The 24680-nt window shown below is 35.6% G+C and carries 21 protein-coding genes; 16 read left to right on the forward strand and 5 right to left on the reverse strand.

What is annotated here, in order from left to right; genetic code table 11:
• Window positions 1-57 precede the first annotated feature (57 nt).
• On the forward strand, window positions 58-1287 hold the full coding sequence (locus DOK78_RS05070; protein WP_207942357.1) for a dicarboxylate/amino acid:cation symporter: 1230 nt from the start codon (window positions 58-60) through the stop codon (window positions 1285-1287).
• A 261-nt stretch (window positions 1288-1548) separates the two neighbouring features.
• On the forward strand, window positions 1549-3228 hold the full coding sequence (locus DOK78_RS05075; protein ID WP_207942356.1) for a ribonuclease J: 1680 nt from the start codon (window positions 1549-1551) through the stop codon (window positions 3226-3228).
• A 105-nt stretch (window positions 3229-3333) separates the two neighbouring features.
• Here DOK78_RS05075 and DOK78_RS05080 read toward each other — a convergent pair whose 3' ends face one another.
• Entirely contained in the window at window positions 3334-3606 is a 273-nt protein-coding gene (locus DOK78_RS05080; RefSeq protein WP_207942355.1) for a hypothetical protein, read from the reverse strand.
• A 292-nt stretch (window positions 3607-3898) separates the two neighbouring features.
• On the opposite strand from DOK78_RS05080, the gene DOK78_RS05085 reads away from it, so the two are divergent.
• The 9 genes from DOK78_RS05085 (at window position 3899) to nagE (ending at window position 15489) form a co-directional block, all read left to right on the forward strand.
• Window positions 3899-5326 carry a PTS mannitol transporter subunit IICB gene (locus tag DOK78_RS05085; protein WP_207942354.1) on the forward strand — a complete coding sequence of 476 codons (1428 nt, stop codon included), beginning with the start codon at window positions 3899-3901 and terminating at the stop codon, window positions 5324-5326.
• 90 nt (window positions 5327-5416) lie between these two features.
• Window positions 5417-7492, forward strand: coding sequence for a BglG family transcription antiterminator (locus DOK78_RS05090; protein WP_339076344.1), 2076 nt, complete (start codon window positions 5417-5419; stop codon window positions 7490-7492).
• The gene (locus DOK78_RS05095; RefSeq protein ID WP_207942352.1) at window positions 7492-7932 is read left to right on the forward strand and encodes a PTS sugar transporter subunit IIA; all 441 of its coding nucleotides are present in this window, start codon (window positions 7492-7494) and stop codon (window positions 7930-7932) included. The genes DOK78_RS05090 and DOK78_RS05095 overlap by 1 nt, the downstream gene beginning before the upstream one ends.
• Window position 7933: 1 nt before the next feature.
• The gene (locus DOK78_RS05100; RefSeq protein ID WP_207942351.1) at window positions 7934-9079 is read left to right on the forward strand and encodes a mannitol-1-phosphate 5-dehydrogenase; all 1146 of its coding nucleotides are present in this window, start codon (window positions 7934-7936) and stop codon (window positions 9077-9079) included.
• Window positions 9080-9165: 86 nt separating this feature from the next.
• A complete protein-coding gene (nagB, locus tag DOK78_RS05105) occupies window positions 9166-9867 on the forward strand; it encodes a glucosamine-6-phosphate deaminase (protein WP_207942350.1) in 702 nt (233 codons plus the stop codon).
• A gap of 260 nt (window positions 9868-10127) precedes the next feature.
• The gene (locus DOK78_RS05110; protein WP_207942349.1) at window positions 10128-11459 is read left to right on the forward strand and encodes a DRTGG domain-containing protein; all 1332 of its coding nucleotides are present in this window, start codon (window positions 10128-10130) and stop codon (window positions 11457-11459) included.
• A gap of 14 nt (window positions 11460-11473) precedes the next feature.
• Window positions 11474-12448 (forward strand): DHH family phosphoesterase, encoded by a 975-nt coding sequence (locus DOK78_RS05115; RefSeq protein ID WP_207942348.1) that lies wholly within the window; start codon window positions 11474-11476, stop codon window positions 12446-12448.
• A 216-nt stretch (window positions 12449-12664) separates the two neighbouring features.
• Window positions 12665-13510, forward strand: coding sequence for a PRD domain-containing protein (locus DOK78_RS05120; protein WP_207942347.1), 846 nt, complete (start codon window positions 12665-12667; stop codon window positions 13508-13510).
• 2 nt (window positions 13511-13512) lie between these two features.
• Window positions 13513-15489 (forward strand): N-acetylglucosamine-specific PTS transporter subunit IIBC, encoded by a 1977-nt coding sequence (gene nagE, locus DOK78_RS05125; protein WP_207942346.1) that lies wholly within the window; start codon window positions 13513-13515, stop codon window positions 15487-15489.
• A 268-nt stretch (window positions 15490-15757) separates the two neighbouring features.
• Here nagE and DOK78_RS05130 read toward each other — a convergent pair whose 3' ends face one another.
• A complete protein-coding gene (locus DOK78_RS05130) occupies window positions 15758-16096 on the reverse strand; it encodes a hypothetical protein (protein WP_207942345.1) in 339 nt (112 codons plus the stop codon).
• A 441-nt stretch (window positions 16097-16537) separates the two neighbouring features.
• Window positions 16538-18322, reverse strand: coding sequence for an LTA synthase family protein (locus DOK78_RS05135; protein WP_207942344.1), 1785 nt, complete (start codon window positions 18320-18322; stop codon window positions 16538-16540).
• A 326-nt stretch (window positions 18323-18648) separates the two neighbouring features.
• Here DOK78_RS05135 and DOK78_RS05140 point away from each other — a divergent pair, with 326 nt between their 5' ends.
• Window positions 18649-19125, forward strand: a complete 477-nt coding sequence (locus DOK78_RS05140) for a GNAT family N-acetyltransferase (protein WP_207942343.1) — start codon at window positions 18649-18651, stop codon at window positions 19123-19125.
• Window positions 19126-19212: 87 nt separating this feature from the next.
• Window positions 19213-20241, forward strand: coding sequence for a 3-deoxy-7-phosphoheptulonate synthase (locus DOK78_RS05145; protein WP_207942342.1), 1029 nt, complete (start codon window positions 19213-19215; stop codon window positions 20239-20241).
• A 68-nt stretch (window positions 20242-20309) separates the two neighbouring features.
• On the opposite strand, the gene DOK78_RS05150 is transcribed toward DOK78_RS05145, so the two are convergent.
• Window positions 20310-21008 (reverse strand): MurR/RpiR family transcriptional regulator, encoded by a 699-nt coding sequence (locus DOK78_RS05150; RefSeq protein ID WP_207942341.1) that lies wholly within the window; start codon window positions 21006-21008, stop codon window positions 20310-20312.
• Between the two features lie 228 nt (window positions 21009-21236).
• Here DOK78_RS05150 and DOK78_RS05155 point away from each other — a divergent pair, with 228 nt between their 5' ends.
• Window positions 21237-21605 carry a YxeA family protein gene (locus DOK78_RS05155; RefSeq protein ID WP_207942340.1) on the forward strand — a complete coding sequence of 123 codons (369 nt, stop codon included), beginning with the start codon at window positions 21237-21239 and terminating at the stop codon, window positions 21603-21605.
• 238 nt (window positions 21606-21843) lie between these two features.
• Here the strand turns inward: DOK78_RS05155 and DOK78_RS05160 are convergent, their stop codons facing one another.
• A complete protein-coding gene (locus DOK78_RS05160; RefSeq protein ID WP_207942339.1) occupies window positions 21844-22536 on the reverse strand; it encodes a MurR/RpiR family transcriptional regulator in 693 nt (230 codons plus the stop codon).
• A gap of 41 nt (window positions 22537-22577) precedes the next feature.
• Between DOK78_RS05160 and DOK78_RS05165 the strand changes: the two genes are divergently transcribed.
• Window positions 22578-23195 (forward strand): hypothetical protein, encoded by a 618-nt coding sequence (locus tag DOK78_RS05165; protein ID WP_207942338.1) that lies wholly within the window; start codon window positions 22578-22580, stop codon window positions 23193-23195.
• A 17-nt stretch (window positions 23196-23212) separates the two neighbouring features.
• Window positions 23213-24502, forward strand: a complete 1290-nt coding sequence (locus DOK78_RS05170; RefSeq protein ID WP_207942337.1) for a PTS sugar transporter subunit IIC — start codon at window positions 23213-23215, stop codon at window positions 24500-24502.
• The last annotated feature ends 178 nt before the right edge of the window (window positions 24503-24680 follow it).

Raw genomic sequence — 24680 nt, forward strand, 5'->3', positions numbered from 1 at the left:
GTCAGTTTGCATGTAAAGAAAAAGTTTTAAAATTCTGAAATTGAAAAAGGAGAGAATATGAAAAAGAAAATTTCGATGACGAGTCAAATTGTCATTGCTGTGGTTATTGGTATATTGGTTGGTATACTAGTTCCATCAATGGCACAACATTTAAAAATTGTAGGTGATTTGTTCTTACGATTAATGCAAATGGCTATTCCGGTTTTAATTTTAGGCCAAATTATTCAAGCGGTTGCAAGTATTGAATCAAAAGAACTAACGAATTTAGGTGGACGCACAATTTTTGTGTTTGGTTGTTCTTCGCTTTTAGCAGCTACTTGGGGCATTTTGATGGCAGTCGTATTTAATGCTGGTAGCGGAACGGATCTGTCGAATGTGCAAGAGACAGCTATTGAAGCACAAGAAATATCCTTTTCCGAAACCTTTTTAGGCTTTATCCCTACGAACATTTTTGCGTCACTTTCAAGTGGTACCATTGTTCAAATTATTGTTTTTGCGCTATTTTTCGGGATTGCATTAAATAAGTTTATGAGCAAACATCCTGAATCAGGGCTTGCTCAAATCATTGTTGATTTTAATGAAGTTATTTTGATGATTATTCGCTATGTGATGATTATTGCACCACTAGGTATTTTTGCTCTTATTGCATCAACAATTAGTAATTTAGGCCCAGAAATTATTTTGTCCTTGCTTTCTTATTTGGGCGTGTATGGTTTAGCTACATTGTTATTCTTGGGATTATGGATTACCTTCATTACATTATATGTAGGTGTCAACCCACTACGTTTAATCAAAAATATGAAAAACATGACTATCATGGCTTTGGCGACAACTTCCTCAGCCATTACTTTGCCAACTGCAATGGAGGAAACGCAAAATAAATTAGGTGTAAGTGATCGTATCACCAACTTAGTCTTACCTCTAGGAATGTCGTTAAATAGTAACGGTTCAGCGATGCATATGGCCATTACGGTAATGACCATTTCCCAAATGTATCAAATCGATTTTAGTATCTCGCAAATGATTTATGTCGCTATTGCTGCAACAGTAATTTCTTTAGCCAATGCAGTAGTACCAGGTGCAGGCTTAGTTTCTTTAGCGATTATTGTCCCACAAATGGGTCTGCCAATTGAAAGTATTGCGATTTTTGCTGGTGTCGAGTGGTTTGTCGGTATGTTACGAACCATCTTAAATGTAAATTCCGATGTTTATTCAGCGATTGTTGTTGCTAAATCAGTTAATGAAATTGACTATGATGTTTTTAACGGCAAAAAAGTAATTGGATAATAAATGAACAGCTAGTTTCTTTAGAGAAATCAGCTGTTTTTTTAATAAATCGCTGATAGAATCATTGGAATCTTCTTTTTAAGAATGAAGTTATGTTATACTGTAGAAGAATCTTTTCGTGTAGGTAGAAGATATAACACTGCGATTTTCGTAAAATGTGTTGTATAATGAATAGGATAATAATGAACGTGTTTCTTATTTAAAAATAAATATACATACTTATAAGAAGTAGTAAATATAAACAATTGAGAGGTGAAAATTTTGAGTAAAATCAAAATTATTCCCCTTAGTGGTGTGCGAGAAAATGGTAAAAACTTGTACATTGCTGAAGTGGGAGAGGATATATTTGTGCTAGACTGTGGTCTACGCTATCCAGAAAATGAGTTATTAGGAATCGATACGGTCATTCCTGATTTCACGTATTTAGAAGACAATGCCGAGCGTGTGGCGGGTGTATTTTTAACACATGGACATGCTGATGCAATTGGCGCATTACCATACTTTTTAGAAAAAATCCAAGCACCAGTATTTGGGACAAAATTAACAATTGAATTAGCTAAATTAACCGTACAACGTTACGAACCAACAAAGAAATTTAAAGAATTCCACGTCATTGATGTGCATTCTGAAATTGACTTTGGTTCTGCAACTGTTAGCTTCTTTCCAACAACACATTCGATTCCTGATTCAGTCGGAATCAGTTTGAAAACACCAGCTGGCAATATCGTTTATACAGGAGACTTTAAATTTGATCAGGCAGCTGTTCCGATGTATCAAACAGATTTTGCTCGTCTAGCGGAGATTGGTAAAGAAGGCGTGTTGGCTTTATTAAGTACTTCAAGCAACGCTGAAAATCCTGCCACAGTAGCTTCAGAAGCTCAAATTGCGGATGAAGTCTATGATACCATTCGTTATTGGGAAGGTCGCATTATTGTTGCTTGTGTTGCTAGTAACTTACAACGTGTACAACAAGTGATGGATGCTGCTTATCGTTCGGGCCGCAAAGTGGCATTGACGGGACAAGACTTTGGTAAAATTATTCGTACGGCGATGAAGTTAGGTAAATTAGAAATTCCTGATGAAGCTATTTTAATTACTCAAAAAGAAATGAAAAACTATGATGACGACCAATTAGTTATTTTAGAAACTGGTCGAATGGGTGAACCAATCAAAGCTTTACAACGAATGGCAAGTGGTGCTCACCGTACATTACGGATTAAAGAGGGCGATTTGGTTTATATTACTACAACGCCAACGATTGCGATGGAAACCTTTGTAGCAAAAACAGAAGATATTATTTATCGTGCCGGTGCTACTGTGAAAAATATTTCGGATAACTTACGCGTATCCGGGCATGCAAGTCCAAATGATTTGCAGTTAATGTTGAACCTAATGAAACCAAAATATTTTATTCCAGTACAAGGAGAATATCGTTTGCTTTCAGCCCATGCCAGTTTAGCGCAAGAAGTAGGTTTGCCATTAAACCGTATCTTTATTACTGCGCGTGGGGACGTCTTGGAATACGACAAAGGCGAGCTAACAACGGCCGGTTCAGTTCCCGCAGAAAATGTTATGGTTGATGGAATTGGTGTCGGTGATATTGGTAATATTGTCTTAAAAGACCGTAAAGTGTTATCAGAAGATGGTATCTTTGTCGCTGTTGTGACCATTAATCGCCGAGAAAAACGAATTGTATCGAAACCACAGATTACTTCTAGAGGTTTTGTTTATGTCAAAGCAAGTCGTGACTTGATTCGTGAAGGTGGCGAAATGGTTGAGCAAATTGTTGACAAACATCTCCATGAAGACGATTTTGAATGGAGTAAATTAAAACAAGATATTCGTGACCAATTAAGTCGTTATTTGTTTGAACAAACAAAACGTCGACCAGTGATTTTACCGGTCATCATGGAAGCTAGTCAACGAAATAGAAGAAGATAAGCGCTACGATAGTGACAACAGTCGTTAACATTGAATGAAAATAAATAGAGCAACAAGGAAATCAACGTGATTTGCTTGTTGCTCTATTTTTCATTTGCCAACAAATTAGGGGGCTAAAGGACCACCTGATAAAGCTATAATGAAAAGTACAACGATAAAAATCAAAGGATTTAAACTAATTATAAATGAAAAAATATCTATTTTTTGTTTATATTTTTTATAGGCTCCGACTGTACTTATACATAACAGCAAAGAAAGAATACCCACTATAGGCGTTCCAAAATCGACATCGGTTAAAAAAATTCTTGTGGGAGGAAACCACACCATTAATAGAATTATTAGGGCACCAATAAAATTAACTAGAGATATTTTTTTCATAGAATGCCTCCTTCTTGTAAAACGCTTTCTTTAATTGTAACATAACTTTAAGTATGGTTTTATGAAAATCTATCTTTGAGCTAAATGCTAGTTGCAAACGATGTTACTAGGTATTTATAAAGCAGTTCAACGTAGTGATTATATTCATTTGTTATTGTTATTTTTCACATACAATGATGGCACAAAGAAGTGTGCCAAAACTCCATATAGAAACAATTGAAAACCCTACCAAAATAATTTAGACTAAGTGTGTAAAGAAAAATAATTTATTTATTGGGAGGAGAGAAATGACATGGCGGAAGAGAAAAAAGGAATGAAAGCCAAGGTTCAACGTTTCGGAAGTTATTTAAGCGGAATGGTGATGCCAAACATTGGTGCCTTTATTGCGTGGGGTGTTATTACAGCATTATTTATTGGAACAGGTTGGTGGCCAAATGAACAGTTAGCAACAATGGTTGACCCAATGATCAAGTATTTATTGCCATTATTAATTGGATATACAGGCGGAAGCATGGTTCATGGTCAACGTGGTGCAGTGGTTGGGGCAATTGCTACGATGGGGGTAATCGTCGGATCAGAAGTGCCAATGTTTATTGGGGCAATGATTATGGGCCCAATTGGTGGTTGGTGTATTAAGAAATTTGATGACTTATTCTCAGATAAAATTCGTGCCGGATTTGAAATGTTAGTCAATAACTTTTCAGCAGGGTTAATTGGTTTTGCGTTAGCAATTTTAGGATTTTATGGTATTGGACCTGTAGTTAGTTCATTAACAACAATGATGGGAAATGGCGTAGAAGCTATTGTCAATGCGAATTTATTACCATTAGCGAATATCTTTATTGAACCAGCAAAAATTTTATTCTTAAATAATGCAATTAATCATGGTATTTTAACACCGTTAGGAACAGAACAATCTCTTGAAACAGGAAAATCAATTCTATTCTTATTAGAAGCGAACCCTGGTCCAGGTTTGGGCATATTGTTAGCGTATACATTGTTTGGTAAAGGTTCAGCGAAGTCTTCTGCACCAGGCGCAGTAGTTATCCAATTCTTAGGTGGGATTCATGAAATTTATTTCCCATATGTAATGATGAAACCAGTTTTATTCTTAGCCGTTATTGGTGGTGGGGTTTCAGGAACATTCGTTTTCCAATTGTTAAATGCAGGCTTGCAGGCAGCCGCTTCACCAGGATCAATTATTGCAATCTTAGGTATGGCACCTAAAGGCGGCCATCTACCAGTAATTGCTGGTGTGGTTGTTGCAGCCGTTGTTTCTTTCTTGATTTCGATGGTTATCTTGAAATCTGATCGTTCAACAGAAGATGAATTTGCAGCAACACAAGAAGCCGTTGCAGCTGCGAAAGCCGAAAGTAAAGGTCAAGCACAAACAGCGGTAGTAGAAGAAACAGTTGTTGAAGCACCAACAGCAGATAAACAAATTGATAAAATTATCTTTGCTTGTGATGCTGGAATGGGTTCAAGTGCGATGGGCGCATCGGTCTTACGTAACATGATTAAAAAAGCTGGCGTTGATGTTCCAGTAACCAATTCAGCAATTAACAATCTAAAAGACGAACCAAACACTTTAATCGTCACACAAGTTGAGTTATATGAACGTGCAAAACAAAAAGCACCATCTTCTGATTTTGTGACAGTTGAAAACTTTATGAATAGTCCACGTTATGAAGAAGTTGTTAATCGAATGAAAGAACAATAAGCATCATAGCTAGCTGTTTGCTCGCTACTTGATTGAACATGGGGCGAAAAGCAGGGAGATTACTCACTGCTTTTTGCCATTTTAGAGGAGGTGAATAACTTGTATTTCTCGAATCGGGAAAAACAAATTCTAAAACTATTAGTTGAATATACCGAGGGGATTACTCCGCAAGAATTATTAGATATATTACAAATCAGCAAGCGAACATTATATCGTGAAATATCTAGTATTGAAAAAAGCTTGAAACCGATGGAAGTTCAAGTTGTGAAACCACGTGGCAAAGGGTATCGGTTAGTTGGCGAAGTTGAAAAGTTAACGGAAATTAAACAAGTGATACAAGAGGATGAAAAAGCACCTCTTGATACTATTCATCGTCAGAGTGCCTTAGTATCCAGTTTACTTTTGGCAGATGAAGAACAAACGATTGAAGGTTTGGCAATTGATTTTGAAGTGAGTCCCAGTACAATCCATGCAGATTTACAAGTAGTAGAAGAAAGCTTAACTGAATATTCTCTAGCGCTGGAACGTCGGAAAGCAAGAGGCATTATCATTGTTGGTGGTGAATATGAACGCCGTCAAATCTTGGGAAATACTATTTATAGTGGTGTGAGTGAATATGAATTTTTTCATTATCTTTCCTTACTGACACCAACGACAACCGAACAAGTAACATCAAATTTCTTCTTGAATCTAATTACATCGCAGGCTTTTTACATTGCTAAAACAGTTATTTTAGATAAGCGTAACAAACTATTTTTAGAAGTGACGGATAATCAAGTCCAACAAGTGGTAACTATTTTGGCGTTGTCGATTGATCGAGTAAAATCGAATCACTTATTAATCTCACCGATTGATGATAGTCAAATTTCATCTGATATTTATGCGTTGGCTGAACAAATTATGGAAAATGTAGAAGAACATGATTTAGTAATGCCGATAGAAGAAACTATTTTCTTTGCCCGACAGTTAGAAGGAGTCAACTATAAGAAACCACAAAACATCTTTTTAGAAAGCTTTGACGTAGAGTTGTCTTACCAAATTCGGGAAGTCATCCGTTTTGTTTCAGAAATGACCCATATTGATTTTCGAGCAGATGACACCTTGTATTACGATCTGTTAACCCATTTATCAGCAGCGTTTAAACGGATGGATAACCTTGTCCAGTTAGCAAATAATCCACTGCTAGATAAAGTGATGGTGCAATACGATGATTTGACACGAGCGATTCAATTAGCACTTGCCAAACAGTTTCCTAAAGAGCATTTTTCAAATGATGAATTAGCATATATTGTGATTCATTTTGCGGCATCTTTGGAGCGTAACCCGACAAAAAAAGCTATTTCCACCTTAGTCTTATGTTCCAGTGGTATTGGCACAGCGAAGATTTTAGAAAGTCGCTTACGCAAATACATTCCTGAAATCGATCATATTCAAGTGATTAAAATTTCACAGATGAGTCATGTGAATTACAAAGAATTTGATTTGATTCTATCAACCATTTTCTTACCTGATTTTACATTACCGTATAAATTAATTTCACCATTATTATTGGACGATGAAATACAAAAAATCAAACAAGAAATTCACGAAAAACGATTTGAGTCAAAAAGTGCTAAACCAACTATTCTGTCAAAAGAATCTGAAGGTTCTTTTGATCAGGTATATGAAATTATGAAAGTAGGCAATGATTTACTGACACAATTTGATGTTAAAACTATTCAAACTGATAAAAATCTGGACGCTACCATTCAACAGATTATCAATGAATTGGAAGGTGTCATTGTAGAAGATGCGCAAAAAGTTAGTGAGCGGGTGTTAAAACGCCACCAAACGGCACCTATTGGCATTCCGGGCACGAATTTAGCGTTGTTCCATAGTGCGAATTCGAATGTGAAAGGACCTTATTTCAGTATTTTTGATTTAACTTCCCCTATTCCTGTATTAGGAATGGATCGAAAACCAATGGCGCTTACACGAGTATTGTTAATGTTGGCTCCCGAACCAATGACTACTGCTGAAGAAAAGTTATTAGGTTTAATTAGTGCTTCAATCATTGAAAGTGATTTAAACATGGATATCTATCAACATGAAACCAAAGAAATTATTTATGAATTAATTAGTTCTCTCTTTGTAAATGAAATAAGAGAGGTAGAGGAGGAAAAATAATGCAATTAGAAAAAGACATGATTTTATTAAACAAGGAATTTGCTACAAAAGAAGAGGCGATTCGTGAAAGTGGTCGTTTATTAGTGGAAGCTGGTTGTGTTGATGAAGCTTACGTGGATGCGATGATTGACCGAAATAATTTAGTATCTACTTATATGGGAAATTTCATTGCAATTCCTCACGGTACAGATGAAGCTAAAAAATTCGTGAAAAAAAGCGGCATTTCAATTATTCAAGTTCCTCAAGGGATTGATTTTAGTACTGATTCTGATGAAGAAAAATTAGCAATGGTTGTATTTGGCATTGCGGGTGTAGATAACGAGCATTTAGATATCTTACAAAAGATTGCGATTTTCTGTTCAGATGTAGATAATGTGGTGAAATTAGTGAGTGCATCTTCTGTGGAAGAAATTATTAGCTTGCTTGAGGAGGTTGAATAGAATGAAAGCTGTTCACTTTGGTGCAGGAAATATCGGTCGTGGTTTTATCGGAGAAATTTTATTCAATAATGGCTTTTCGATTGATTTTGTTGATATTAATGCCACAATTATTGATGCGTTAAAAGCGCGAAATGCCTATGAAATTGAGTTAGCAAGTGAAGCAAAAGAACGCATTGCGGTAACGAATGTGAATGGGTTAAATAACCAAACAGAACCTGAAGCAGTAGTCGATGCTATCGCAGAAGCGGACATTGTGACAACTGCAATTGGACCAAATATCTTGCCTTTTATTGCTGAATTAATTGCAAAAGGCATCCAAAAACGCCGTGAGGCACAAAAAACGACACCTGTTGATGTAATTGCTTGTGAAAACATGATTGGTGGTAGTCAGTTCTTGTTCTCAAAAGTAAAAGAATATTTAACCGATGAGGACTTAGCTTATGTGGAAGAATTTGTGGGCTTCCCCAATGCAGCAGTTGACCGAATTGTGCCGATTCAACATCATGAAGATCCCTTATTTGTATCGGTTGAACCGTTCAGCGAATGGGTAGTTGACGCGAAACAACGCAAAAACCAAGAGCTTAAGTTAGAAAACGTTTTGTATGTAGAAGATTTAGAACCATATATTGAACGGAAATTATTTTCTGTTAATACGGGACATGCAACAACAGCGTATACTGGTAGTTTCTACGGCTATCAAACAATTGGAGAAGCCATTGCCGATGAACGTGTATTGATGCAATTAAAGAATGTGTTACAAGAAACAGGAGATTTATTGATTGCTAAATGGGGATTTGACCGTGAGGCACATGAAAAATACGCAGAGAAAATCATTCATCGTTTTGAAAATCCGTACATTTCAGATGATATCACACGCGTGGCTCGGACACCTATTCGTAAACTGGGCTTTGATGAACGTTTTATTCGTCCAATTCGTGAAGCAAAAGAGCGTGATCTTTCTTACCAACATTTATTGGAAGTCGTGGCGATGATTTTAAACTATCGTGATGCCGCAGATCAAGAAAGCGAACAGCTAGCGCAATTATTGGCAGAAAAACCACTACGCGAAGTGATTCAAAGTGTTACCAAACTAGAAGATGACGCGTTGGTTGAAGAAATCGAAAAAGCTTATCAGAAAAACAAGTAGATTTTTCATGAGGATTCTTGCTTTTACAATAAAAGAATGTTAAAATTGGCATATACCAAAATACAAATTGTAAGGGAGAGTTTTTCATGAAGGTTATTCGTGTAAAAAATGCGGACGAAGGCGGAAAAAAAGCGTTTGAAATTATTAAAGAAGGTATTGAAAATGGCGCGGAAGTTTTCGGATTAGCGACAGGTAGCACACCAGAAACAATGTACAGCTATATGATTGCAAGTGATTTAGATTTTTCAGATAAAGTATCTATTAACTTAGACGAGTATGTTGGCTTAAGTGGTGATGACGAACAAAGTTACCGCTATTTTATGAATAAACACCTATTTAATGAAAAACCATTTAAAGAAACGTTTGTACCAAACGGCAAAGCAGAAGATTTAGAAGCTGAGTGCAAACATTACGATGAAATCATTGCAACACATCCAATTGATATTCAAGTATTAGGAATTGGTCAAAATGGCCATATCGGTTTTAATGAACCTGGCACTCCATTTGATGCAACTACTCAAGTTGTGGAATTAACAGAATCAACCATCAATGCGAATAAACGTTACTTTGATAAAGTTGAAGATGTTCCAACACACGCATTATCAATGGGGATTGGTTCAATTCTAAAAAGTAAAAAAATCATCTTAATGGCATTCGGCGAAGCAAAAGCAGAAGCAGTAAAAGGCATGATTGATGGGGAAGTAACAACGGATCTTCCTGCAAGTGTTTTACAAAAGCATGATGATGTTATTGTGATTGTTGACGAAGCTGCAGCAAGCAAATTATAAAATATACTCAAAAATCCTTAGACGATAACTTGTCTAAGGATTTTTTTCTGTTATTTTGTAGAGTTCTTTGTTTATTTTATCTGTTATTATCTGTTACAATATAAGTGTTACACTGTATTAACTTTTATAGTGAAAAAACAGTGAAAGTAAATAAAAGATAAACATACAGAAGTGATATAGCGAAGAAGGTATTAATCAAAGTAATTGAATTATTTTAATCTGATAATAGACTAAAATAACAAAAAATTGAGGTGTAAAAAATGGCAACAAAACATGATTTGATTTTAGCGCATATTGAGAGTTTACCTGTTGGCGAAAGGATTTCTGTTCGCGGAATTGCCAAAGAATTAGAAGTCAGCGAAGGAACTGCGTATCGTGCAATCAAAGATGCCGAAAATATTGGGTTGGTTTCAACCATTCAACGTGTTGGAACAATTCGGATTGAACGAAAATTAAAAAAACATATTGAAAAGTTAACCTTCAGTGAAGTGGTTCGAATTATTGAAGGAGATGTCTTGGGTGGTTCAGCAGGTTTAGACAAAGATTTAAACCGATTTGTCATCGGAGCAATGAAAGAAAATGCTATGGAACGTTATATAACGCCCGGTTCGTTAATGATTGTCGGAAACCGTGAAAATGTACAAGAACTCGCGCTTAAACAAGGAGCAGCTGTCTTAATCACTGGTGGGTTTGATACAACAGCTGAAATTCAGCAATTGGCAGATGAACTTGAGCTACCAATTTTACGAACAACCTATGATACTTTTACAGTCGCGACAATGATTAATCGTGCATTAAGTGACCAATTAATCAAAAAAGATATTTTATTAGTCAGCGATATTTATATGCCATTAGACAAGACCAAATATTTAACGATTACAGACACCGTAAAAGACTACAAGCGATTATCTGAAGAAACCCATCATTCTCGCTATCCTGTGGTCAATCGTAACATGCGTGTAGTTGGAATTGTGACGGCAAAAGATGTTTTTGAAAAATCAAGCAGTCAACTAATTGAACGGGTGATGACCAGAGATCCACGCATGGTGAAAAAAGAAATGAGTGTAGCATCGGTCAGCCATCAGATGATTTGGGATGGCTTGGAAGTGATGCCTGTTGTAGCAGATGATTTATCTTTAATAGGGATTGTGACGCGTCAAGATGTCATGAAAGCTATGCAATTAGTTCAACGTCAACCCCAAGTTTCTGATACAATTTCTGATCAAATTACCGATCAAGTACGTATTATTGAACAAGATTTTGAAGGGCATAAATTAGACCAACCACATTTTAGTTTTACTGTTTCGCCACAAATGGTTGATGAACTAGGAACCATTTCATTTGGTGCGTTGAATGAAGTGATTGCGAATGCCACAAAACGTACGATGATTGCTAATCAACGACGCAATACTTGGATTGAGCAAGTGAATTTACATTATTTCCGTTTAATTCAGTTAGAAAGTGAAATTATTTTACAACCCAAAATTCTCGAATTAGGTCGACGTTCAGCGAAACTAGATATTGAAATCTTTATTGAGAATTCATTAGTTGGTAAAGCGATTGTAGTTTGCCAAGTAATGGAGCGTCCATAGAAAGGAGAGTTTCAATGAGCATACAAAATGAAATTTTAAATGAAATCAAACAATATGACACAATTATTATTCATCGTCATCAACGTCCTGACCCAGATGCGTTAGGTTCACAAGTTGGTTTAGCTGAAATTTTACGTCAAAGTTTTCCTGAAAAAGCCATTTATCAAGTAGGTGGACCGGTAGAAGGCTTAGAATATTTAGCTACCATGGAAGAAATTCCAGAAGAGACTTATCAAGGCGCTTTAGTCATTGTGACAGATACAGCGAATGCACCAAGAATTAGTGATTCGCGTTACGATTTAGGCGATAAGTTAATTAAAATTGATCATCATCCAAATGATGAACCATACGGCGATTTAGTTTGGGTCAATACCCATGCAAGTAGTTGTAGTGAAATGATTGCTGATTTTTGGCAGTTATTCCCTGATGAATTAGTGATGAATGAAGCAGCAGCACGTCTATTGTACGGCGGTATTGTAGGGGATACGGGAAGATTTTTGTATCCAGCGACGTCTGCACACACATTAGCAATTGCTTCAAAATTAGTTGAATATGGATTTGATGCAACGAAATTAAATCGCCAATTAGAACAAGTTTCACGAGATGTCGCTAGACTTTCAGGGTATGTGTATCAAAATCTGGAAATCGATGAACATGGCGCTGGGCGTATTATTTTTACCAAAGAATTGATGGAAGAATTTTCAGTCACCGACGCTCAAACAGCTGGTGTAGTACCGTTGCCAGGCGTGATTGAGGATGTTCTAGCCTGGGGGATTTTTGTCGAACAACCACAAGGCTATTACCGTGTGCGATTACGTTCAAAAGGCCCAGTAATTAATGAATTAGCGAAACAACATCATGGTGGTGGGCATCCCTTAGCTAGTGGAGCAAATGCCTATAGTTTAGAAGAAGCGCAAGAAATCTATGAAGAAATTCAGCGTTTATGTCATGAATTTGTTGAAAATGAGGCAAAAGATACCGAAAAGTAGCAGAGTATCTCTTGACAAAATACAAATAGGTCTATACAATTGGAAATTGTTAACATACTTGTTTTCATGTGACTAGGATAGACTAGGCATGGAAAATTCCACAAAGGGTGTTTTTTACACTTTTTAGGGGATTTTTCCATGCTTTTTTTGTTTGTTGGCCGCAAACATTTCTAGTAAAATGAAACACACTATTCTGCAGAAGAGGAATTATTCGCAATGAAAATCAAAAAAATCTTAAATCAAAATGCTGTATTAGTTGAAGATGATGGCGAAGAGAAAGTAGCAATTGGCAAAGGAATTGGGTTTGAGAAAAAAAGAAATGACTTATTGTTTTCACGTGAGATTGAACGAATTTTCGTCATGGAACCAGAAGGACAAATGAAGTTGCAAAGTTTATTAAATCAAATTGACGAACAATTTTTATTTGCCGCGGAACATATTATTGATTATGCGGAAACCGTCTTAATGGAAAAATTAAATGAGCATATAGTTATTGCACTGACGGATCACATCGCATTTTCTGCATCGAACATTCGCAATGGAATTATCATTCGTAATAAATTACTTCGAGAAATCGAAGTGTTATACAGTGATGAATTTAGTATCGCACAATGGGCAGTGGATTATTTAAACAAAGAGTTAGGTGTTCCTTACACATATGATGAAGCGGGGTATATCGCCATTCACTTGCATAGCGCTAGAAGTGGACATAACAGTAATCATCAAAGTATTCGGGAAGTCACTATTATTTCAGATATTATTCGCTTAATAGAAAAAGAACTGTCCGTCGATATTCACGGAGAACAAATGGCATTAAATTATTCTCGTTTAGCCAATCACTTGCGTTTGCTTTTACAACGTTATCACAATCAACAATACGCAGTGTTAGATGATGAGATTGTCGAGATGGTGAAACGGAAATATCCGGAAAGCTATGAAGTTGCGAAAAAAATACGAGTATTGCTAATTAAAAATTATCAAGTATCAACAACAAGTGAAGAATTAGGCTACCTGGCGATTCATATTGAACGCTTGCGTATCGCCAAACAAATGGAGGAATAAAGATGAAAGCATATATGCAACGAATGGGTCGTTCGTTAATGTTACCAGTAGCTGTATTACCAGCTGCCGCAATTTTAATGGGGATTGCTAACTGGGTAGGAAATGGTGATCCAAATATCAATGTATTTACAATTTTTATGTTTAATGCAGGGGATGCGATTTTAAGTCATTTGGCAGTGTTATTTGCAGTCGGTTTAGCATTAGGGATGTCAAAAGATAAAGATGGTGCCGCAGCTTTGGCTGGTTTAGTTGCGTACCTTGTGCCAGAAAAATTATTGTCACCGGCTTCTATTCAGACAATTCAAGGATTGGATGATGTAAGTGCAGTAGCCGCAGCATTTACTAAAACACAAAATAACGTATTAATCGGGATTATTGCTGGTTTGGTTGCTGCTGCAATGTACAATCGCTTTAGTAATGTAAAATTACCGATGGCGTTGTCTTTCTTTAGTGGGAAACGTTTAGTTCCAATTATGTCAGCTGTTTCAATGGTAGTTGCTTCTGCTGTTTTATATTTTGCTTGGCCAGTAATTTATGATGTATTAGTAACATTTGGTACAGGAATTTCTAGCTTAGGTTTTGTAGGAGCTGGATTGTATGGATTCTTTAACCGTTTATTAATTCCAACTGGATTACATCACGCGTTAAACTCTGTATTTTGGTTTGATGTAGCAGGCATTAATGATATTGGGAATTTCTTAGGTGGACAAAAAGCCATTGATTCAGGTTTAGCTATCGTTGGTAAAACAGGCATGTATCAAGCTGGTTTCTTCCCAGTTATGATGTTTGGCTTACCAGCAGGGGCATTTGCGATGTATCGTGCTGCACGTCCGGAGAAGAAAAAAGTAACCGCGTCATTAATGATGGCTGCAGGGTTTGCATCATTCTTTACAGGGGTGACTGAACCACTAGAATTTTCATTTATGTTTGTTGCATGGCCATTGTATGTTTTACATGCTGTATTTACAGGCTTATCTTTAGCAATCAGTGCGTTCTTCCAATGGACAGCTGGTTTTGCATTTAGTGCTGGTTTTGTAGATTTCTTCTTAGCATTGAAAAATCCCGTTGCCAATCAACCATTAATGTTGGTTGTACAAGGTCTTGTTTTTGCCGCAATTTACTACTTTGGTTTTACTTTTGCTATTAAAAAATTCAATTTAATGACACCAGGTCGTGAAGAAGGCGAAAGTGAAGTAACTGAAGATGTCGCATCATCAACTGGTGGTAAACATGCAGTAATGGCGGAACGTATTTATGAAGGTTTAGGTGGTAGTCAAAACGTAACAACAATTGATAATTGTACAACTCGTTTACGTTTGCAAGTGAAAGATACTGACATCGTAGATCAAACGAAGATAAAAGCAACAGGCGTTCCAGGAATCAAAGTGATTGATAAAAATAATATTCAAGTGATTGTTGGTACTGAAGTGCAATTTGTAGCAGATGAAATGTCCCGTATGCATACAGGTGCACCAAAAGCAGCAGCCGTTGAAACAGGAAAAGAAACGGTCATCGAAGTACCAAAAATCCAAGATGTTTATGCAGTTGCCAATGGACAAGTAGTCTCAATTACTGAAGTATCTGATGAAGTATTTTCTCAAAAAATGATGGGTGATGGGTTTGCAGTCGTACCAACTACAGGAGAAATTTTTGCGCCAGTTGCTGGAACGATTTTAAATATCTTCCCAACAAAACATGCGATGGGGATTCAAACAGCTTCAGGTGTAGAAGTATTACTACACATGGGCATCGACACAGTTAGCTTAAAAGGTGAACCATTTGAATTGTATGTTGCAGAAGGGCAGAATGTCGCACGTGGTCAATTGATTGCAAAAGTTGACCTAGACATGATTAAAGACGCTGGTCGTCATACAGACATGATTGTGGTCTTTACGAATCCAGATAACATTGCTTCTTTAGCAATTGAAACAGGAAATAATGAAGCGAATGCTGTTATCGGTTCTATTGAAAGTAACTAATTTTAAACCATCGAGTATTATGCTCGATGGTTTTTTTGTGCGCCCGACATGCATGATAACTTGGTGGTAAAAGTCCATTGTGACGTGGAATCTGAAGGAAGTCTGAAGCAAAAGCTTGTATGAAGAAAGCTATACAAGTGGAAAATTCAACTAATTTTAAAACGGCACTCATGTATTACTTGTGGATGAAACCTTGGTAAGTATACATGAGTACCATTTTCTTATTTTTCGGCTATCGTTTGTGTAAGATAAGGTTTCGTAAGCTGAACTAATTTTTTGTTTCTGTCAAAGAGTTAAGAATTAAGTGCGTAACATCTTCAACGTTTCCTGTATAAATATTCTGATAAGGAATACACAGCCCCTTTTCTTTAATTTTCTCTGGAATATACCTTGAATCCAAATCATTAAAAATAATTAAATCCGCTGATGGTAGCACGTTGCTCGTAGTATCGTAACTAATAAATTGAAGGTCAATGTCGGATGGTAATTCTTCTTTAAGTTTTTCCTTAAAACGTTTAACACCTTTTCCTGATGTATTGTGGCCATAGCCGAATGGTGGACCACCATCTTGAACATTTATGGAATATATCCATAGTACTTTTTTCATGCTATCTCTCCTCATAATTTATATTTCAAAGCATATCGTTTTACTTTGATTTCATTAATTTATTTATAGTATAGTCTTTTTTATCTAAAGTTACGTAGTTTACTTGAATAGTTATTTTTTTGAATGATTTTATTCTCTTTATGAAACGTAACTTGATAGGTATATGTTTTTTGTTCTGCTATTTCTGAATGCTCATAAAAGTGAACGAATGTTTTTATTTAGTATCATTACGCTAGTCTCACCAGTCCTTAGATTTCACAATATAACTATAAATGATCTCATCATTTCTATTATATCAGTATTGATAGGTATCATTGGATATAAGCTAAATGTGTATACAATTAAAAAACAAGCTTATCTTACAATCAATTCCGACTATAAGAGAAGCTTGTTTTTAAGTTTTTTGCAACTAATTTTAATGATAAATGATGACCGTTTTTATCATGGTGTAACTAACTCTTGATTATAAAACTTACTTTTTTTTGCGAGCTCTAAATTGACTTTTTTAAAACCATCTCTCTCAATTAGGGTAGGCGTTGTTGAGGTTAAATCAGTTCCTAAGCCTAACCGGTTATTAGGGATAGTGACACCCATACTAGCTAAAATTGTTGGAAAATAATCAAAAGGAGCATAGGCACGTTGGGGCGTTTTGGCAGGCGTAGCACTATTTAAAATTAGATTGAATGTTGAACGCTGATAATCAGCAGGAATGTTATCAAAATAGTCTTTATCCATGCTTAAATGATCGCCTGTTAGCACGACAGTTGTATCTTTATAAAACGGTTGTGTTTGCATCCAACGTACAAATTCAGTCACTTGTTTTTGCGAATGAACAATCACATTGGCGTACTGGTTTTCATAAAGCTTCGGTGTTTCGTTACTTACATAGCCATTTGGAAAGTGCGTATCAATTGTTTGCATCGTCAAAGCAAAAGGTTCTTGACTTGCTGCCAAACGTGTTAATTCTTCTTTGGCAAAGCTAAATAATTTTTGATCTTCAAAGCCCCACCAAACGTAATAGTCTTCAGGAAGACGGTTGCTTTCTTTCGCTTGTTGATAATCGACTAAATGTGTATTGCCATGCGTTTGATAATAAGTTGCCATGCCACTAAAATTGGCAGGAGAGCCCATTAGTAATGTTTGTTGATAGTCTGCTTCGGCTAAAATATCACCCATAGTAGTTGCACCAGGTAAAAAGTAATCTTTTTTACCATAGGCATGGCTATCTGTTGCAATTTTGACTGGCAAACCGGCTGTCATATTTACAACAGCCGCCATTGTCCAACCTGAGCCATATGTTTGATAAGGTCCGCCAAATAATTCATCCTGAGAAAAATGCATGCCTTCTTGGGACAAAGCTGTTAAATCTGGCAGGAGGTTTTCTTCTGAATTCCCACCTAAAGAAGAATCTAAATAAGAGTTTTCCATAGATTCTAAGTAGATGTGTACCAAATTTCGTTTTTGTTTAGGAAAAGTCAATTTAACTGAATCAGGTGCAACATAATTATCCTCAATATAAGATGATTTCGAAGTTAGCGAATGGATAACTTCATCTAAGCGCAAGGTCGAAATGGCATAAATACTAGAGATAAATAATAGAAATGCGGCGATAACACCGCCAATTTTACGAATACGTCCATTTGGTAACGGCGTACGATATTTGTTTACGACATTGACAGGTGCCCATAAAAAAGTTAAAAAAATAACAGCACCAGTCACATATAATAAAATTTGTGTATCTACAACATCAATTAAAAGCTCATTGGCGGCACCATTTACAGGCGAGGTAAAATTAAACATAAACTGTTCCGGTGCGATGGAACCAAAGAAATGATGAAACCAATCGGTACCAATTAGCAAGAACCATCCAATCAAAAACATCGCTGAATCAATAATTAGCCAGTTTCGTTCAGCTTTGGTCCGTGGTTTTTTACATTCCTTCAAATGAGCGGAATGATAAATTTGATATTTCATAAATAAAAAAACTAACCCAATTACCATTGCAAATAAGACGTATTTCAAGCTAAAGGTGATTGTGTAAGTCTCATTTAGAAATAAATGATTTTTTTGTAAGATAAAACGTAATAAAAAGAGCGAAAATAAATTAATATATACGGTGTTTTGTAAAAATATGAATGTCTTATTTTTCCCATGCAAAGTGCTAGAACAACGTAATTCAGCTAAGGTTGTCAACGTACCTACAAGAAGAAAATTGATGAACATCATGATGTTGTAGATCCTTTCTAAAATGTATTGCTTTTGCTCCAAGAAATCTCTTTGAATTTTGATGAAACTGACCCGATTATATCAAGTTTTTTCTTTTTGTACAGTCTTTCTTTCAAAAATGAGAAAAAAGTAAGAAGATTATCAAAAAAATAGAAAAAAACATTGATTGGTAGCGATTTCCAAGTATTTTTGTCAAAAAATAAAAGGAAGCTGTAAAAGATTGTGGCTTGTTTTGAACTAAAAACAAGCTATTTAACGACTTGTTTTTTTTCATAAAAAATGGGTTAATAAGAAGATAGAAATTGTATCGATATAAAGGAGAAAACATGGAGATTACACTTGCACCATTTGTAGAAGAAGATAGTGAAGGATTGTGGTTGCTGGAAAAAATTTGGGATGAAACCAATACACCAGTTCCGCTTAATACAGAAGACTATGAGACGTTTAAGAAAAAATTAGCTGACCAACAGCTATTAGTTGCACACAAAGGTCAAGAAGTGGTAGGATCATTGTCGTATCACGTGATTGATACGATTCCTTCTCGCAATAAACAATGGATTTTTGGCATTGCAGTTAGTCCAACTGCGCAAGGTCAAGGTGTGGGACGTTTATTAATTGAAGAGCTGTTTCGTTTGGCGAGAAAAGCAGGAATCGCTAAACTTTCTTTACGAGTAATGGCGACGAATCCTGGGGCAATTACCTTTTATAAAAAAATGGGGTTTGAGCAAGAAGCGCATTACAAAAAAGAATTTTGGATAAATGATACTTGGGTTGATGATTTTCAATTTGCGTATTATCTATAAAAGAATTCGTAAGAAAGTATTCAAAATATTCACACTATTATCTTGAAATCTGTTACTATAAGAGAAATAGCAAAGGAGAGAAAGAATTTGAGTTTTAAAGCGTTAAGCCAACATATTAATTTAGATACAGTTAAATCAATTTCAAAACTAACTGAAGAGGAAGCAGCCAAAAAAGCTGCACGCGATGCAGAATTAAAAGCAGTCATGGAAGGAACAGACGACCGCTTTTTATTAGTTATTGGACCTTGTTCTGCAGATAATGAAGAAGCAGTTTTAGAATATGCAAGAAGATTAGCAAAATTACAAGAAGAAGTAAAAGATAAAATTTTCATCGTACAACGTGTGTATACAAATAAACCACGTACCAATGGCGATGGTTACAAAGGATTATTACACCAACAAGACCCATCAGGTGAAATTAACTTGGTTCGCGGAATGGTTGCAGTACGTAAAATGCACAAACGCGTCTTAACAGAAACAGGGTTAACAACTGCTGATGAAATGTTATATCCTGAAAATTTAGAGTTTATTGAAGACCTTGTTAGCTATCATGCGGTAGGAGCACGTTCAGTAGAAGACCAACAGCATCGTTTTGTAGCAAGTGGTATTGACCATCCAACCGGGTTAAAAAACCCAACAAGTGGCAATATTAACGTTTTATTTAATGCGTTGTATGCGAGCCAACAAAAACAAGAATTAATGTACAATGGGATGGAAGTAGAAACTAGTTCAAACCCATTAGCTCACGTTATTTTGCGTGGTGCTTTAAAAGAAAATGGAAGTGTTGTACCAAACTACCACTATGAAGATTTATTAAAAGTGATTGAAGCCTACAAAAAAGGCAATTACAAAAATCCATTTATTATGGTCGATACAAATCACGATAATTCTGGTAAAAAATATAATGAACAAATTCGTATTGTTCAAGAAGTTTTAACTAATCGTCAATGGAATGAAGAAATTAAACAATATGTTCGTGGGTTTATGATTGAAAGTTACCTAGAAGATGGTCGTCAAGAACCTGGTGAAGGAATCTTTGGTCAATCTATTACCGATCCTTGTCTAGGATGGGAAAAAACAGAAAAACTTGTCCGCTATATTGCTGAAAATGTTTAAAATAAAACAACCAGTCCAAAAATTTGGCTGGTTGTTTTTTGATAGAAAAACTCCACATAGTTAAACGTTTAATTGGAAAGTGATTTAAGTGTTTCACTCATTAATAATTCAAACTGACTCAGTGTGTTTCCAAAAAATAAACTAGGCGCAAATTCTTGAAAGGAACGGATCGAAGAGGAGTCACTGCTAATCGTTAGACGGGCAGATGAACTAACTAAAGAGTACCGAGCGTTTACAAAAGCAATCACCTCTAGATTACGTTCGGTAACCGTCTGCATCAATTCAATCAAGTGATGTATCTCTCCAGAATTAGAAATAACAATAAGTAACGTCTCATTTTCAACGGCTGTTTTCACAAGTTCTAAAGAATTGTGAGCGGATGCTTGAAATCCAGATGAATTTAAAGATTCCGCAAAGTAGTCCGCCAAATTTTGAGAAAAGCCAAAACCTAAAATTAAAATACGTTTGTCTTTATATGTAGTTAATAAATGGGTGAACTGTTGAATTTCACTTTCTGACACAAGTTGAAAAGAAGGCGGTGTTGGTGGTGTCAGCTCGTTTTGAAAGGAAAAAACTAAGTCATTGTAGCTGGCAAAACCAATTTTTTCTAACATATCTACAATAATTGTCGTGGAAGCATAGGCGTGCTCAGCGACCTCATGAATTCCTAGCTGGTTTAATCTTTGTTTATTTTCTTGCATATAACGCAAAACTTGCGCTTCTATTGGGGTTAATTGATATTTTTCAATCAGTATTTCAATATTCATTGTACGATCACCTTTATCTTGTTTGATAGGAGTATAATATAGAAAAACATAAAAAGAAATAGAACAGCATATTACATCTTCTTTAAAAAATGATTAAAGCTGTTTTAAACGGGCATAAAACTAGTTTTTAACATCGTATGACAATACTGTAAGCAAAATGTCAGTTCATTCACTCGCTAAAATTTTTCAAACCAACTACAATAAAGTTAGAAAGAGAGGCAAAGAGTCATGAGTAAATTAGCTAAATCACTTATTAGTTTCTTTGTATTATTGGTTGTGGCAGGTGGTGGATTCTTCTATTATATGATGGTACCAACTGCTTATTATACACAAATCAATGATAAAGGGACAGAAATCAAAGGTAGCTTTGATAATAAAGAAGAATATGTGCAATATGAATACAGTCAAGCAGGATATGATAAAGAAGGAAATGAAAAAACATTAGATTTCATGACGCATCCTGATTTAGGCAGACCTTTTAAGCAAGATGCTTACTTAAAAATTAACGTGACCCGCTTTAAAGGAGAAAATAGCTACGAAGAAGTACAAAAAGCAGAAGTTCCCCAAAAAGCCTTAGAAAAACTTGATGGAAAATAAGTTTAGAGTGAATCTAAACTTATTTTTTTTTGTTCCTACATAAAAAGTCTTTACGACAACTCAATTAAAACTAAACCTCAGATAGAAACGAGAGGTTTTTTTATTCAATTAACTTTTAAATGTTCGTGTTTTGTGGATAAACATGTTTTAAAATGACTAAACATGTTTAATAATCTTTGTAAACACATATAAAAGAAAAGAGATGCCGTATAATAAAGCCAAAGTTGTCAATCAGCTTTTAAGTGAAAATGGATTTGAGTGCCGCACTCATGAGTAACTCAAACTGATTAAGTGCAGTACCAAAAAATAAATTAGGCGCAAATTCTTGAAAGGAACGGGGCGAATACGTATCACTGCTAATTGTTAAAGGCGCTATAGAGCCAATTGAAGAGCAACGTTCACCTACAAAAGCAATGACTTCTAAACGATGGTCTACCGCAAGACGGGTGAGTTCAATCAAGCGACGAGTTTCTCCAGAATTGGAAATAACAATAACTAACATTTCGTTTTCAACCGATACACGCAAAAATTCTAAATGGCCATTAGCTGTAGCGCGAAACCCGTATAAATTTAGAAATTCTGCAAAATAATTAGCTAAATTTTGAGAGAAACCAAACCCTAAAATCATAATACGTTTGTCTTTGTAGTTAGTTAATAATTGGGTAAATTGTTGGCTTTCGCTGTCTGAGATGACCTGAAAAGTAGGTGCTGGAGTAGGTTCATTTTGAAAGAAGAAAACTAACTCACTGTATCCAGAAAACCCAATTTTTTTCGACATATTAACAATTGTTGCGGTAGAAACAAAGGACTGTTTTGCGACTTCGCGAATCCCCATTTGTTTTAAGCTTTGTTTATTTTCTTGCATGTAACGCAAAACTTGCGCTTCTGCATTGTTCAATTGATATTTCTCAATGAGCATTTCAATATTCATTTCACAATCACCTTTATATTATTTGATAGGAGCATTATATCATGGAAAAAGAAAAAATTATTCAAGATCCTTGGGCAAGAACAACAACTAGAAATGGGTTAGCAGGCGATGAAGTTATTTCTGCTTTACAAAAATCAATTCGTCGTGGTTACGAAAAAGCCGCATGTGAATTTGCCTATGAAATGTACATTACTTCTCCTCAATATGAAGAAAAATTATGGCGTCGTTTGTTAGCCATTTCTGTAGAAGATATTGGTATGGGAAATCCACAAGCAGCAATTATGGTCAATAATTTTAATCAAATGCGCAAAGAATTTCAATACAATGAATCGGACCGTTTAATGTTTATTATTCATGCAATTCGCTATCTATGTGCATCAGAAAAAGATCGTTCATCCGATTTATTAAAAAATATTGTGATTAAAAGTTTTGCGATGGGCTATGTTCCTGAAATTCCGGACTATGCTTTAGACAAACATACGACCCGTGGATTAGAGATGGGCCGTGATTCGCATCATTTTTTACACGAAGCAAGTAAAGTAATTCCTCAAGCCGAAGTAGACAATGACTATAAAGAACAATACGATGAAATTTTGAAAAAGTATGATCCAACGAAACAGGTGGAAAATGCGTTTCAATTTAATTCGTGGCAAGTCTAAGGTAAGGAGGAGAAAAAATGGGAAATGAATCTATGGTGGATAAACTAAATGGGGTATTAAGTCCCTTAGCAGCAAAATTAGGCAATCAGCGACATTTGAGAGCAATCTCTACAGGGATGATGTTTAGTTTGCCCTTTATCGTGATTGGCTCCTTCTTTTTAATCTTTGCCAATCCGTCAATTAATATGGAGCAATACAATCCTGAAACAGCAAATGTTTTCATGCGCTTTTTAGCAGCCTGGAAAGAATTTGCAGTTGCCAATTATGATTTGATTACTGCACCTTATAATTTAACAATGGGGATTATTGGGTTAATTAGTGCATTTGGAATTGCGTATTCATTAGCCAATGAATACAAATTGAATGCGGCGATGACAGGGATGATTGCGACTGTGGTCTACGCAATGATTTGTACGCCTGTAGTTGAAGGTAAAATCGATTTAAATTATTTAGGAACGAATGGGTTATTTGTTGCCATTATTGTTGGATTATTAGTGGTTGAGATTTGTCGCTGGTTTGAAATAAAAGACATTAAGATTTCTTTGCCCGACAGTGTTCCGCCAATGGTCGCAACCTTTATCAATACGTTGATTCCATTGTTGGTAACTATTATTTTATTTTACGGCATCAATATTATCTTCGTCGTGACAACCGATCAAATTTTTCCAGAGGCGGTCATGCAGATTTTAACACCTGCAACGAATATTGCAGGTAGTTTAGGTGGCTTTTTACTAATTGTGACTTTAGGTAATATTTTGTGGTTATTTGGTATTAATGGTTCGTCGATTATTTTTCCGATTGTTTTTACTTTAGGGATTACGCAAACAGGCTATAATGCAGAACAAATGGCATCAAATGAAGCAATGACTCACTTAATGAATTTACAAATGTTTCGTATTTCGGTGATGGGTGGTGCTGGTGCAACACTGGGCTTAATTTTATTAATGATGCGCAGTAAAGTACGGGAGTTTCGAACAATTGGTAAATTATCCTTGATTCCAGGTATTTGTTCAATTAACGAACCAGTTATTTTTGGTTTACCGATTGTCTTAAATCCTATTTTAGCTATCCCGTTTTTAACAGCGCCAATTGTTAATTTGTTACTGACATATTTTGCGCAAAAATTTCATGTAATTGGTTATGGATTTATTATTGATCCGTCATTTACGCCATTTTTTGCACAAGCTTACTTATCTAGTATGGATTGGCGCAATGTGGTCTTTACGTTTGGTTTGGTTTTTGTCAGTGCAGCAATTTATTATCCATTTTTCAAAGTAATGGAAAAAAATCGTTTGGCAGAAAAATGATTATACTACAAGTAAAATTTTTTAAAAAAGCTACGCTTAGATAGTTATCTAAGCGTAGCTTTTTCTTCATTATTGAACAGTTTTTATCTCTGTTATATTATATGTAAATATATTCTATATGCTTTTATACGTAATTTTATAGTTGTTTTTGTTTGAAAAAATAATTTTTTAGTGTTAT

Source organism: Enterococcus sp. DIV2402 (assembly GCF_017426705.2).
GTDB lineage: Bacteria > Bacillota > Bacilli > Lactobacillales > Enterococcaceae > Enterococcus_F > Enterococcus_F lowellii.